Source organism: Bacillus sp. FSL K6-1284 (assembly GCF_038002625.1).
GTDB lineage: Bacteria > Bacillota > Bacilli > Bacillales > Bacillaceae > Bacillus > Bacillus paralicheniformis.
Window position 1 is genome coordinate 3,648,820 of the sequence record NZ_JBBOCW010000001.1, and the last position, 13,234, is coordinate 3,662,053.

Here is a 13,234-nt window from a genome sequence, read left to right on the forward strand (position 1 = left end):
TGATGCACCTCCCTGCATTTAACGTTGGACAAGGGTTTCTTCATCTCCCCAAATCGAGTCGTACACGATGTCGACAAGGTTTGCCCTTGTGACAATTCCGACAAGGCGCCCTTCTTCATCAAGAACGGGAACATATTTGAATCCTCTTTTCAAAATTTTTCGGACGGTATCTCTGATGAGCGTGCCTTTTTGAACGGAGTAGACATTCTCATTGACAACCTCTCCGACCGTGACGGCTTTTTTCCGGTATTGATCGATGATTTCAACATCGATATATCCTTTTAAGACATTGCGTTCGTCCACAACAAGCAGTGAATCGACGCGGCGCTCCCTCATCACTTGAATCGCTTCAGTCAGGTTTTTTTCACTCGTAATCGTGACCGGATTAGGATTCATCACTTGTTCGACATGCTCGATGTCAGGACGGGACTGAAGAAGCCGTTCTTTTCCGATGAACTCCTCAACGAATTCATCCGCCGGATTCCGCAAAATGTCGTCAGGCGTTCCGACTTGAACAATCTCGCCGGCACGAAGAATCACAATTCTGTCGGCAAGCTTGATCGCTTCATCCATATCGTGGGTCACAAAGACAATCGTTTTGTCCAGCGATTTCTGCAGCTTTTTGAACTCTTCCTGAAGCGAATCACGGGTGATCGGGTCCAGCGCTCCGAACGGTTCATCCATTAAAATGAGGGGCGGCTCCGCCGCAAGCGCCCGCAGCACGCCGATTCTCTGCTGCTGTCCGCCGCTTAGTTCATGAGGATAGCGGTTCAAATATTCCGGCCCCATATCAACGAGCTGAAGCAGTTCCTCCGCCCGCTTCTTCCGCTTTTCTTCCGGCCATTTCAAAAGCCTTGGAACAAGCGTGATATTCTGCTGAATCGTCATATGGGGAAAGAGTCCGATTTGCTGAATGACATAGCCGATTTTCCGGCGCAGCTCCACCGGGTCCTGATCCATTATGTTTTCTCCGTCGATGTAAATGCTTCCTGAAGTCGGTTCAATTAAACGGTTGATCATTTTCATCGTCGTTGTCTTCCCGCAGCCGCTCGGTCCGATAAAGACGATAAATTCACCTTTTGCTATATCAAGATCAATGTTCTTGACCGCTTTTTTTCCGCCTTTATAAACCTTCGATACATTTTCTAGCTTCAGCAAAACGCACACCTCCATCTGTTTTTTAAAAATTTCAACATCTCATTTATTATAAAATACACTTTGTGAAATAAAAAGTTTACAAAGTGTTTAAATTATATACATAAGACATAAAAATATATGTTAACGGCATCAATCTGCTGGTTATTCTTAAAATTACGGCCGATTTCTTTATTTTCCTGCCGTTTTAGTGTTTTCAACCGCTAGCAAAATTATGATATATTGACAATAAAATTGGCTGCCCGAAGGGATGATGTGCTTTGGAGGAAAACGCTTTAAAGGCGATTAAACAAGCGGAAGAACATTTCATAGAAAAAATCGCGGAAAACATGAATACGTACGGTATATCATCAACTGTCGGCCGCGTGCTCGGGATTATCTATATGAACAGAAAGCCGATGACTTTAAATGAACTGTCAGAAGAAACGGGCATGAGCAAAACGAGAATGAGCCAGGTCGTCCGCGAAATGCTCGATTTAAATATAGCCGAAAAAGTTTTCGAAAAAGGCGTCCGCAAAGATTTGTACGATGTCGAACAAGATTATTACCAAACGTTTATTTCATTGTTTACGGCCAACTGGATCAAAGTCGTCAAAAAGAACAGGATGATCGGGAAGAAAATCAGAAAAGAGCTGTTGGAAGCCCTTGAGGAAGAAGGCCTTTCACCCGAAACCGAAGCTAAAATCAACGAGCTGCTGGCAGAAACAAAACAATGGATCGATTACTGCGAGTGGCTTGACAATCTGATCGCGTTTTTGGAAAGCGAAGAAATCTTCGAGCATGTGCCGAAACCTTCATAAATCGAAAAAAAGCTGCAAAGAATAAAGCAGCTTTTTTTGCTTTTTCTCCAATCATCCCGACAAAACCGGAAACATCCCTTTTAAGCCCGTGCCGATCATGCCGACCGCCACGACCGCCAAAATCAAACCCATCAGCCGGGTGATCACATTCATTTCCGTCTGCCCCAATTTGTTGCTGATCAGCGTCGAATAATGAAAAGCCGCAAACGTCAGCAGGAGGACGGCGGCGATGCCGATGATCATACCGCCAAAATGAACCAGGCTGCGGCTGCCGGCCGAAAGGCTCATCACCGTTGCAATCGTTCCGGGCCCCGAAATGATCGGAATGCTGAGCGGCGTCACCGAGATATCCTCTTTTTCCTTGCTCTCGCGGTGCTCATCATGATGGAGCGACTGAACATGAGACTGCTTCGCATTCAGCAGATTGTAGGCAATTCCGAAAATAAAAATACCGCCGGCAACTCGCAACGCATGGATGTTGATGTCAAAAAGCCTGAAGATGAACTCTCCGAATATGAGAAACGCGATCAGAATCAGAAACGATAAAATTGCTGCCTTTCTCGCCAATGCGGTGCGTTCTTTTGCTTCATAGCCTTCTGTGAGCGCCAAAAAGATCGGCACATTGCCTATCGGATTTGTGACGGCGAACAATGATACAAAAACATGGATGATAAAAGCAAACACGGTTTACCACTCCTTTCTTCGTAAAAAAATATGGGTAATCGATTTTTACCTCCGACGTTGGCCGCTTAAACTTTCAAAAAACAATGTCATCTTGCGGCACTTTCCTTTATAATAATTTTTTATAGGATAAAATAACTATTTCAAAGGAGATTTTATTTTTATGACATGTTCAAAGTGCGGCCATCAAACAGATGGCGGAAAATTTTGTGAGCAGTGCGGGGCAAGCTTGGCAGGCGGCAGTGCTGACAGCAAGGCTCCCGCTGAAACGCCGCAGGCAGCGAGGTACACGGAGGCGGCGAAACAAGCGTCTTCCATGTATTTTTCCTTTTGTTTAAAGGTATTGAAACGACCGTATACCGAAATGAAAAACGCGGGGGAACAGCACGTCCTCAACAGCATCATCACAATGGTGATCTTTGCGCTTACAGTGCCGCTGATGTTTTACTTCGGCCTCAAAGGCTTTTTTGACTCTCTGGGGGACTATTCCGGATTATTCGGCCGATCCTACGCAATGCCGACATTTTTTGATATCGTCGTCAAGCCCGCTTTTACCTTTGCTATTTATATTTTCTTATTATTTGTTTTTACATACGCAGGTGTGCGCATTCGAGGTGTGCAAGCGACATTTAAGGAAGTGCTCGGACGGTTTGGAACGGTGCTTGTTCCTTTCGTCGCACTTCTGCTCGCCGCATTGCTCTTATCATTCATGCAAACGGGTTTGTTTGTATACATTCTTTTCTTTGCCCTTTGCGGTATCGCCTTTTTAATTCCGCCGGCTGTCATCTTGAGCTACCACGAAAAAGCGGCAGGCGCTGTTGATACGATTTACGCGACGCTGATCGTCTATTTGCTGACATTTATGTCTGTGCGGATCATGGGAGATTTGTTTCTTGAATATTTCGGAAGGATCGGAGGCTCTATATTAGGGCGGCTGTTTTAGTGAAGTAAAAAGCCTTTTTCCTCAAAGGAAAAAGGCTTTTTTTTATTCTATTGACGTCAAGAGCAATTGTCCGTTCTCGATGGAGGCATGATATGTCCAATGGTACGTTTTTAACTGTTTTTTTCCGCCTTTAATGATATTGATTTTCTCCGTTGTCTTAATCGTTGCCTCCCGCCCGTTTTGCTTCCAGCTGTTTACGCTGAAATCTGCAACTTCTTCCTGCGTCCCGCTGTTGTACAGTTTAGTGACAAGTTTCTTTTGATCGTTGTACAGCGGACTTCCTTCTTTCAAGCTGTCGCGGACAAGGCCGAAATTGTTTGTGTTGATGGCGCCTTGAAGACCGTATAAATACGTTTCAATGGCGGAAGCAACCTTTTGATCAGTGAGCTCTTCATCTGCTGATGCATTGTTCACAGCTCCTTTTGCCGAAGCCCATGCCGATGTGTATTCCTTCGGATTGTCATTTTTGATTTCTTTTTGATGTTCGATATTGATAACGGCTTCAGGATCGCTTTTTTCGACGAACCACTTTTTCTTGCTTTCTGAATAGACCAGTGTGTACGTATAGCCGTTATCGTTTTCTTCCAGTTCAGGGGCACTGTAGTCGTCATAATAAGCCGATTTATGCTTTTCAATCCCTTTAACCTCTGTTTTCCATTGCCCGTCTTCTTTGTACAGCCGAAACGAATCAAGATCAAATACGGTAGATAAGTAGGTGCCTTTATAGTAGGTGCTGCTGCTTTTCAGCCCGTCCGTGACCTCTTTCAGGCTAGTTTGATAAGACGTCGCGGCCAGTGTCATGCCGCTGACATCGCCGCTTGCAAAGGCCTTTGCTGCTTCTTTTGTATGACTGACGACCGTGGTCATCATCTCATCCATAAATTCCTTGTCTGAAGCAAGATTGACTTCGATTTCCCCGCTTTCAATCGGCGCTTTTTCGCTTTTCAGCTTCCCCCACGGAAATTGCGCCTCAACCGCAGCAGTCATTGAACCGTCAGTCAGCACGGGTCCGAATTCAGTTCCTTTGAACGGGTTGATCTTCATCTCCTGATCATTGATCCAGAGCGTTCCTTTCAAGTTTTCATAGCCTTCTCCAAAGACGAGCTTTGCCATGTGCCCGTCAAGGTCCGCATTAACCTTCACATCACCTTGGAGGGCAGTGACCTTTTCCGCTTTTTCAAGGTCGGCGATTCCGCTTTTCAGCTTTGCCTTCACCTCGTAAATACCGGGAACAAACGGGCCGATTTTTTTCTCGAAGTTTTCTTTTTCTGTTGTGATGACCTTCTCACCGTTAACAAACAGGCCGGTATCTTTATAGTTTGTCTTAACCGTTAAATAGACAGGCACCGTGTTCAAGACATAGTGGTCATAGATCCAAAAACGTCTGCCCTTTTTTTCGATCGTCATCAATGGATGGCCGGCACCGCTCTTTAAGGATGAGATCAGCTCTTTTTCTTCATCCGGATGTTCTTTCAAATAATCGAGGAGCGGCTTGACGTTTTTCTCCGTGACAGCCAGATCCACGTCTGATGATTGAAGCAGTTTTGCTGCTTTCTTGGCATCTTTCTGATCGAGGGCAGCTTCAAAATCGGAAATCAGTTTTTCCTTTGAAGTGAGTGCTTCACCGGTTTTATAGCCGGCAAACAATAAAATCAAGCAGGCCGCGATTGCTGCCATGATGATGATTCTTTTTCGTGTCATCGCACGCTGATACCCTGCCGCCGGATCGGAAGCTCGTTCCTCGTCCACCCGCGCGCCGCAATGCTTGCAATACAGCGCATTTTTTGTTCGTTCCCTTCCACATTCCTTGCAAAAATTCATGACTTTCCTCCTATCGAACTTAAACCTCTTTAGTCATTTTATACTATATTTATCGTAAGAAGGGAGTTAATCTTAAGGCAGCATCAAAAAAAGCCAAACGAATGCGCTGATCCGTTTGACTTTTTTTTCATTATTTTAAAAAGTATTTTTCGATATCATCAAGCATCAGATTCGCTGCAAGGACGCCCCCGGCTGTATTCCAGACGGCATCGCTCACTTTATGGACGTTTCCTTTTTTGGAGACGCTTAAATTTTTAAAGAGCGGATCGTTGACATAGTCTTTCTCAATGGCGCTTGCTTTGTCATTGCCTGTCTCATACGTGTAATAAAAAAGCACGTCTCCATCCATATCAGGAATTTGCTCCTTTGTCACTTCCATTTGTCCGAGATCGTTGGCTTCCTGGCCTTTAGGCCTTGCAAAACCGAGCTGATCCAAAATCGTTCCGGCAAACGATCCCTTGTGATAGATGCGGGTATCGGCATCTGTAAAGCGGACGAGAGAGACTTTTTGCTTCACTTTATCGCCGAGCTTTTCATGAATGTCTTCAACACGCTTATCAAAGTCAGCGATGACTTTTTCGCCTTCTGCTTTTTTATTGAGCGCCTCGGCTGTCAGCTTAAAGTTGTCTTTCCATTCCCCTGACAATGTCTCGGCAAATACGGTCGGCGCGATGGCTTTCAGCTTGTCGTATACTTCTTCTTGGCGGATTTTGTTGCCGATGATGAGGTCAGGGTTCAGGCTCGCGATTTTTTCAATATTCGGCGCAGCTTCCGTTCCGACGTTCTCTACGCCTTTCATTTTATCTTTAATATGATCATACCATGGATCTCCCAGCCAGGATTGAACGGCGCCGATAGGTTTAACACCCAGGGCGAGCACTGCTTCTGTCGCTTCATTCGTCAGCACAACGACTTTTTTCGGAGTGCCGTCAATTGTCGCTGTTCCCATTGCGTGCTTTACAGTATAGGAATCTTTGCTGTCGTTCTTCTCCGCAGCTTGTTCTTTCTCTTGATTTCCACAGGCGGCTAATAAAAGGAAAAGCGCAGCGAACAGCGCAAACCATTTAAAACGTTTCATGATATGCTGTATCCCCTTTTCTCAAATGATTTTCATTATCAATTAGATTATATAATGAAACAACCCAAAGTCAATATGAAATTCCTATAGTTTTTTAGTTCAAACACTAAGATAATTATTCCGCTTTTACTTCTGAATACTTATAGTGTATATTTTCAAGTGGAGGGATTTAAATGAAAAATTTGGCTTTATCCATTCTCTATCTTTTAGGATTTGTGATGTTAAGCAGCTGGTCGGTTTCATTTGGAGAAATGTTCGGAGTCAATGTTTCAGCTATACCTCAGTTTATTTTAGCGATGCTGTTCACACTTATCATAGGAGGCTATACGGGTCTTCCTTTAATTTATATCAAATTCAAAAGATCTGAAACGTTGTTTTTCACGAATCAAAAGGTCTTCCTCATCACCTTAGGATTGGGTGTGCTGCTTTCCTGCGCGGCTTACAGCCTTCAGCAAACGCTCTCTTCCATTGCGATTGCACTGCTGTCGATCATTGGTTTTTTGATCATTGGCATTAGCGGTTTTCTTCCCGCCTGGCTTCTGAAACCTGTGAAAAGTCTGTGATAACGGGTGGGCTTTTTCTTAGGCTGAAGGGTTGTTGGAGCCTAAGGTTGTAAACAGTGCTAGACAAAATGGGGCAGAAAATACCTTTCCGATTCATAAAAACAACAATTTGCTATCACCATTTACAAATTAATGAAAATTCCTTATGATATAGATGTAATCTCAAAAAGCATGTTGTATATACTAAGAAGCGAAGTGCTCCAACACTTCGGTTGTACAAAAAGCCGGCCCTTCGAAGGGGCTTGCTCAGATTGATCTAAAATAGACCACTCCCTATCACTTTCCAGGCTCAAGGGGCGGTCTATTTTTATTTGTTCTTTGACAACATGGCAATCAGCATGCCAAAAGCAATCATTAAAGAGATTGTTTCATATGCTGTCACTTTTATCACCCCCTTTCAGAAGGGGATGAGCAAGACTTCCCTTGAGTGAGCAAAGCTTTTTATACGAGGTAGATTATACCATACCAAGCAGAGTGTTAAATAAAATAAAAAACCCTTTTCCCTCATGAAATTTGCTTTTCCACCGAAAAAAATGCTCCTCCAGCGTCTAAAGCATCGTTCTCCTCATGGTCTTTGAGCTACTTATTGATCGAGTTCATTAACGTGAAGAAATATTCAGGTTGGCCGGTCTTATTGAGCTGATACCATGAATCCAATGTATCCGGTGCAAACACGTCTAATTTTTTCAGAACTTCCCTCGCGAATTCAAGAGGAGCCGTTCCTGATGCAGTAACCAGATTCTCATCAGATACCGCTGGTTCCATCTCATAAAATGGTTCTCCTTTATAATGGGGACAGACCATTTTCATATATGCTAGGTCATTGCTTGTATGCTTTCTTGAATTCAAATATCCGTTATTCGCCAGTCCCGCAGTTGCGCCGCAAATTGCGGCAACCATCGCGCCAAGCTCTAAAGCTTCGCCGGCCTTTTTTAAGATCGGCTGATGAATCTCTTCTCCCCAAGTATTCCCTCCGGGTAAAATTAAAAGATCCGTACTCTCAAGCGTCCACTCATCAAGTGAGATATCCGGTTTGATGCGCAGCCCTCCCATCGTCGTCACCATTTCTTTAGTCACTCCTATTGTCATGACTTTTAAAGGTGCTGCATCTTTTTTGAAATATCTTCCCGAGTTCAGTTCGGCCATTAAATATCCATATTCCCAATCCGACATTGTAGGAAATGCATAAAGATAAACTGTTTTCGACTGCATCCATAACACTCCAATCTCAATTGATACAGCCTATTATAGTCAAAAACCCTGACAGCTCTTGTCAGGGTAAAGAAAAAATTAAGCTTTCACACAAAAAAGAGCTTGGCCGCATCAGCAGCCAAGCTTTTTTTTATGCTTACTTATTCAAGTTGTAGAAAGATTGAATACCGTGGTATTGAGCAGTTTCAGCCAACTGATCTTCGATGCGAAGAAGCTGGTTGTATTTCGCAACACGGTCCGTACGGGACGGAGCACCTGTTTTGATTTGTCCTGCGTTTGTTGCCACAGCGATGTCAGCGATTGTGCTGTCTTCAGTTTCACCAGAACGGTGAGAGATAACAGCAGTGTAGCCTGCGCGTTTCGCCATTTCGATCGCATCGAATGTTTCAGTCAATGTACCGATTTGGTTTACTTTGATCAGGATAGAGTTGCCGACGCCGTTTTTGATGCCTTCAGCAAGTTTTTTCGTGTTTGTAACGAAAAGGTCATCACCGACAAGCTGAACTTTTGAGCCAAGACGCTCAGTCAGAAGTTTGTGGCCTTCCCAGTCGTTTTCGTCAAGTCCGTCTTCGATAGAGATGATTGGGTATTTAGAAACCATTTCTTCGTACCAGTCAACCATTTCAGCAGATGTTTTCACAACGCCTTCGCCGGACAGATGGTATTTGCCGTCTTCTTTGTTGTAGAACTCAGAAGATGCAGCATCCATAGCCAATTTCACTTCTTCGCCAGGTTTGAAGCCGGCTTTTTCAATCGCTTCAACGATTGTTTGAAGCGCTTCTTCGTTAGAACCAAGGTTTGGAGCGAATCCGCCTTCATCACCTACAGCAGTGTTCATTCCTTTAGCAGAAAGAACTGATTTCAAGCTGTGGAAAATTTGTGCTCCCATGCGAAGTGCTTCGCGGAAGTTTTCCGCACCGACAGGCATGATCATGAATTCTTGAATGTCAACGTTGTTGTCCGCATGCTCTCCGCCGTTTACGATGTTCATCATCGGTACTGGGAGCGTTTTAGAGTTGAATCCTCCAAGGTATTGGTATAGAGGAATCTGTAAGAAATCCGCAGCTGCGCGGGCAACGGCCATTGATACACCAAGGATGGCGTTGGCGCCGAGCTTGCCTTTATTTTCAGTTCCGTCAAGTTCGATCAGCAATTTGTCGATTGATACTTGCTCTGTCACATCAAAGCCGATAAGCTCAGGTGCGATGATTTCGTTTACGTTGTTAACGGCTGTTAAAACGCCTTTTCCAAGGTAGCGGTCTTTGTCGCCGTCGCGAAGCTCAACAGCTTCGTATTCACCAGTGGAAGCTCCGCTTGGAACAAGCGCGCGTCCAAAAGCTCCTGATTCAGTGTATACTTCAACTTCAACCGTCGGGTTACCGCGGGAGTCTAATACTTCACGTGCATAAACATCAACAATGTATGGCATGTTTGTTTCTCTCCTTTAAAGCTTATTTTTGAATTAATGACGATCCTGTCATTTCTTTCGGTTTTTCAACACCCAGCAAGTCTAAAAGAGTTGGCGCCAGATCCCCGAGGATTCCGCCTTCTCTTAATGTCACGCCTTCTTTTGTGACGATGACAGGAACCGGATTTGTCGTATGTGCGGTGTGCGGCTTGCCTTCTTCGGTAATCAGCACGTCTGCGTTACCGTGGTCGGCCGTAATAATCGCGTGGCCGCCTTTTGCAAGAATCGCATCAACGACTTCGCCGAGGCACTCGTCAACCGCTTCGATTGCTTTGACCGTCGGCTCGACTTTTCCTGAATGTCCGACCATGTCAGGGTTGGCAAAGTTGAGGATGATCGCGTTATGGTTTTCAGCCTCAATTTCTTTGACAAGCGCATCTTTTACTTCATATGCACTCATTTCAGGTTTCAAGTCGTATGTTGCAACTTTAGGCGAGTCGATTAAGATTCGCTCTTCGCCAGGGAATTTCTCTTCGCGTCCGCCGCTCATAAAGAACGTAACGTGCGGATATTTTTCAGTTTCAGCGATGCGAAGCTGCTTCAACCCGTTTTGGGATAAAACTTCGCCGACTGTGTTGTCGAGATTGACCGGTTTGAATGCCACGTATCCGTCAACCGTTTCACTGAAATGTGTCAAGCAGACGAAATGAAGGTTTTTCGGATGCTTGTCTCCGCGGTCGAAATCGCGGAAGTCATCATTGGTGAACGTGTTGGAAATCTGGATCGCCCGGTCAGGTCTGAAGTTGTAGAAAATGACCGCATCGTTGTCCTTAATTGTCGCAACAGGCTCGCCGTTTTCTTTCGTGATGACGGAAGGAATGACGAATTCATCGTAAATTCCGTTTTCATAAGAATCTTTCACGACATCGAGCGGATTTTCATATTTCGGTCCTTCTCCGTATGCCATGGCTCGGTACGCTTTTTCGACGCGGTCCCAGCGCTTGTCTCGGTCCATTGAATAATAGCGGCCTGACAATGTTGCGATCTCGCCGACGCCGATTTCTTCGATTTGCTCCTGAAGCTCTTTGATGTACTTCTCAGCTGTTTGCGGGCCTACATCGCGGCCGTCAAGGAAGCCGTGAATATAGACGTTTTCAACGCCTTCTTTTTTCGCAAGCTTCAAGAGTGCGTACAAATGTTGAATGTGGCTGTGTACTCCGCCGTCAGACAGCAGTCCGAACAAGTGGAGGTTTGTGCCTTTTTCTTTGACGTGTTTCATCGCGTCTAAAAACGTTTCGTTCCGCTCAAATTCGCCTTCACGGATTGCGACGTTGACGCGCGTCAGGCTTTGATAGACGATCCGTCCGGCGCCAATGTTCAAGTGGCCGACTTCAGAGTTTCCCATTTGTCCTTCGGGAAGTCCGACCGCTTCGCCTGAAGCTGTCAGCGTCTGATGCGGATACTTGTTCCAATAGCGGTCAAAGTTCGGTTTCTTCGCTTGGGCTACGGCGTTTCCGACTGTTTCGTCCCTTAGTCCAAACCCATCCAAAATGATGAGTGCGGCCAATTTATTACTCATATTGACCTGCCTCCAGTAATTGCACGAAAGACTGCGGCTCAAGGCTTGCTCCGCCGACAAGAGCGCCGTCGATATCGGATTCGGCCATATATTCTTTAATGTTCGCAGGTTTTACGCTTCCGCCGTACTGAATGCGGACGCTGTCTGCTGCAGCTTGTCCGAATTCTGATGCAACGGTTTTGCGGATGTGCGCGCATACTTCGTTTGCATCTTGTGCAGTTGAAGATTTGCCGGTTCCAATCGCCCAGATCGGCTCATAAGCGATCACGGAAGCAGCTACCTGTTCAGTTGTTAAACCTGCAAGTGCTTTTTTCACTTGGTCTGCAACAAGCTCGTTTGTTTTGTTTGCTTCGCGCTCTTCAAGCGTTTCACCTACGCAGATGATCGGCACGATGCCATATTTGAATGCAGCATGCGCTTTTTTGTTGACCGTTTCATCCGTTTCAGCAAACATTTCGCGGCGCTCGGAGTGGCCGATGACGCAGTATTCAACTCCGAGGTCTTTCAAAGCCGCAGGGCTGATTTCACCCGTGAAAGCACCGCTTTCTTCAAAGTGCATGTTTTGCGCGCCGACTTTCAGATCTGTACCTTTAACAGCTGATGCAAGCTTTTCAAGGAACAGTGCAGGCGCACAGACAACAGCTTCTGCTTTATCTGCTGCGGGAATGGAAGATTTCACTTCTTCAACGAAGCTGACAGCTTCTGAAAGCACTTTATTCATCTTCCAGTTACCGGCTATAATTGGTTTTCTCATATGCTCCACTCCTTATGCTGTATATTTTGCTTACTTGTCGTTCAATGCTTTGACGCCAGGAAGTTCTTTTCCTTCCATAAACTCAAGGGAAGCTCCGCCGCCTGTTGAAATGTGGCTCATTTTGTCAGCAAGGCCGAACTTTTCTACAGCAGCTGCAGAGTCTCCGCCGCCGATGACAGAGTATGTATCTTTTGCCTCTGCTAAAGCTTCAGCGACAGCTTTTGTTCCTTTAGCGAACGCATCGAGTTCGAATACACCCATCGGTCCGTTCCAAACAACAAGCTTGCTGTTTTTAATGACGTCAGCATATGTTTTTCTTGTTTCCTCCCCGATGTCAAGGGCTTCCCAGTCGCTAGGGATTTCGCTGACCGGCACGACTTTCGTGTTGGCGTCGTTTGAGAAATCGTCAGCAACAAGCACGTCTGTAGGCATGTAGAAGTTCACGCCTTTTTCTTTGGCGCGGTCCATGAAAGATTTAGCCAATTCAATTTTATCTTCTTCAAGCAGGGATTTTCCTACTTCATGGCCCAGCGCTTTAACGAACGTGTAAGCAAGACCGCCGCCGATAATCAGGTTGTCTACTTTCTCAAGAAGACTTTCGATCACGCCGATTTTGTCTTTTACTTTTGCGCCGCCGATGATCGCTGTAAACGGACGTTCAGGGTTAGACAGTGCTTTGCCCAGCACTTCAAGCTCTTTTTCCATGAGGAAGCCTGCAACAGCCGGAAGGTGTTCAGCGATACCTGCTGTTGAAGCATGGGCACGGTGAGCCGCTCCGAATGCGTCATTGACATACACGTCAGCCAGGTCGGCAAACGCTTTAGACAGCTCAGGATCATTCTTTTCTTCTCCCGGATAGAAGCGGACATTTTCCAATACGAGAATATCTCCGTCTTTCATTTCGGAAATTTGCGCTTTTACGGCGTCGCCGTAAGCTTCATCCGCTTTTTTCACTTCTTTGCCGATCAGTTCGCCGAGGCGTGCGGCTACCGGCGTTAAGCGAAGCTCTTCTGAAACCTGGCCTTTCGGACGGCCCAAGTGGCTTGCAAGAAGAACTTTCGCTCCCTGCTCTGTTAAGTATTGAATCGTCGGAAGTGCGGCGCGGATTCTCGTATCATCCGTCACTTTTCCGTCCTTCATCGGAACGTTAAAGTCAACACGGCAGAAAACAACACGGCCTTTTACATCAATGTCTTTTACTGATTTTTTGTTCATGGCTTTTAGGAGATCCTCCTTTTAA

13 protein-coding genes are annotated in these 13,234 nt (G+C 45.5%); 3 read left to right on the top strand and 10 right to left on the bottom strand.

From position 1 onward, the window contains the following. Positions 1-18: 18 nt before the first annotated feature. Positions 19-1,158 (bottom strand): betaine/proline/choline family ABC transporter ATP-binding protein, encoded by a 1,140-nt coding sequence (locus MHB72_RS18745; RefSeq protein ID WP_020452992.1) that lies wholly within the window; start codon positions 1,156-1,158, stop codon positions 19-21. Between the two features lie 257 nt (positions 1,159-1,415). Between MHB72_RS18745 and MHB72_RS18750 the strand changes: the two genes are divergently transcribed. Then, positions 1,416-1,955, top strand: coding sequence for a GbsR/MarR family transcriptional regulator (locus tag MHB72_RS18750; protein WP_340903593.1), 540 nt, complete (start codon positions 1,416-1,418; stop codon positions 1,953-1,955). 51 nt (positions 1,956-2,006) lie between these two features. Here the strand turns inward: MHB72_RS18750 and MHB72_RS18755 are convergent, their stop codons facing one another. Then, positions 2,007-2,639: an NAAT family transporter gene (locus MHB72_RS18755; RefSeq protein ID WP_020452994.1), complete on the bottom strand. Its 633-nt coding sequence runs from the start codon at positions 2,637-2,639 to the stop codon at positions 2,007-2,009. Positions 2,640-2,799: 160 nt separating this feature from the next. Here MHB72_RS18755 and MHB72_RS18760 point away from each other — a divergent pair, with 160 nt between their 5' ends. Continuing rightward, positions 2,800-3,579, top strand: coding sequence for a zinc ribbon domain-containing protein (locus MHB72_RS18760; RefSeq protein ID WP_026580124.1), 780 nt, complete (start codon positions 2,800-2,802; stop codon positions 3,577-3,579). Positions 3,580-3,621: 42 nt separating this feature from the next. Here the strand turns inward: MHB72_RS18760 and MHB72_RS18765 are convergent, their stop codons facing one another. Both MHB72_RS18765 and MHB72_RS18770 read right to left on the bottom strand, forming a co-directional pair. Further along, the gene (locus tag MHB72_RS18765; protein WP_216919480.1) at positions 3,622-5,400 is read right to left on the bottom strand and encodes a zinc ribbon domain-containing protein; all 1,779 of its coding nucleotides are present in this window, start codon (positions 5,398-5,400) and stop codon (positions 3,622-3,624) included. A gap of 130 nt (positions 5,401-5,530) precedes the next feature. Next, on the bottom strand, positions 5,531-6,478 hold the full coding sequence (locus MHB72_RS18770; RefSeq protein WP_065644304.1) for an ABC transporter substrate-binding protein: 948 nt from the start codon (positions 6,476-6,478) through the stop codon (positions 5,531-5,533). A gap of 173 nt (positions 6,479-6,651) precedes the next feature. On the opposite strand from MHB72_RS18770, the gene MHB72_RS18775 reads away from it, so the two are divergent. After that, on the top strand, positions 6,652-7,041 hold the full coding sequence (locus MHB72_RS18775; RefSeq protein ID WP_101561450.1) for a hypothetical protein: 390 nt from the start codon (positions 6,652-6,654) through the stop codon (positions 7,039-7,041). A 307-nt stretch (positions 7,042-7,348) separates the two neighbouring features. Here MHB72_RS18775 and MHB72_RS22925 read toward each other — a convergent pair whose 3' ends face one another. The 6 genes from MHB72_RS22925 to MHB72_RS18800 all read right to left on the bottom strand — a co-directional run bounded on the left by MHB72_RS22925 (position 7,349) and on the right by MHB72_RS18800 (position 13,209). Continuing rightward, positions 7,349-7,432 (bottom strand): putative holin-like toxin, encoded by an 84-nt coding sequence (locus MHB72_RS22925; RefSeq protein ID WP_412057055.1) that lies wholly within the window; start codon positions 7,430-7,432, stop codon positions 7,349-7,351. A gap of 188 nt (positions 7,433-7,620) precedes the next feature. Beyond that, positions 7,621-8,253, bottom strand: coding sequence for a type 1 glutamine amidotransferase family protein (locus MHB72_RS18780; protein WP_026580127.1), 633 nt, complete (start codon positions 8,251-8,253; stop codon positions 7,621-7,623). A 136-nt stretch (positions 8,254-8,389) separates the two neighbouring features. Beyond that, positions 8,390-9,682, bottom strand: a complete 1,293-nt coding sequence (eno, locus tag MHB72_RS18785; RefSeq protein WP_020453001.1) for a phosphopyruvate hydratase — start codon at positions 9,680-9,682, stop codon at positions 8,390-8,392. Between the two features lie 22 nt (positions 9,683-9,704). Continuing rightward, positions 9,705-11,240, bottom strand: a complete 1,536-nt coding sequence (gene gpmI / locus MHB72_RS18790) for a 2,3-bisphosphoglycerate-independent phosphoglycerate mutase (RefSeq protein ID WP_020453002.1) — start codon at positions 11,238-11,240, stop codon at positions 9,705-9,707. Beyond that, positions 11,233-11,994 (bottom strand): triose-phosphate isomerase, encoded by a 762-nt coding sequence (tpiA, locus tag MHB72_RS18795; protein ID WP_020453003.1) that lies wholly within the window; start codon positions 11,992-11,994, stop codon positions 11,233-11,235. The genes gpmI and tpiA overlap by 8 nt, the downstream gene beginning before the upstream one ends. A gap of 30 nt (positions 11,995-12,024) precedes the next feature. Further along, positions 12,025-13,209, bottom strand: coding sequence for a phosphoglycerate kinase (locus MHB72_RS18800; protein ID WP_020453004.1), 1,185 nt, complete (start codon positions 13,207-13,209; stop codon positions 12,025-12,027). Positions 13,210-13,234: the final 25 nt, after the last annotated feature.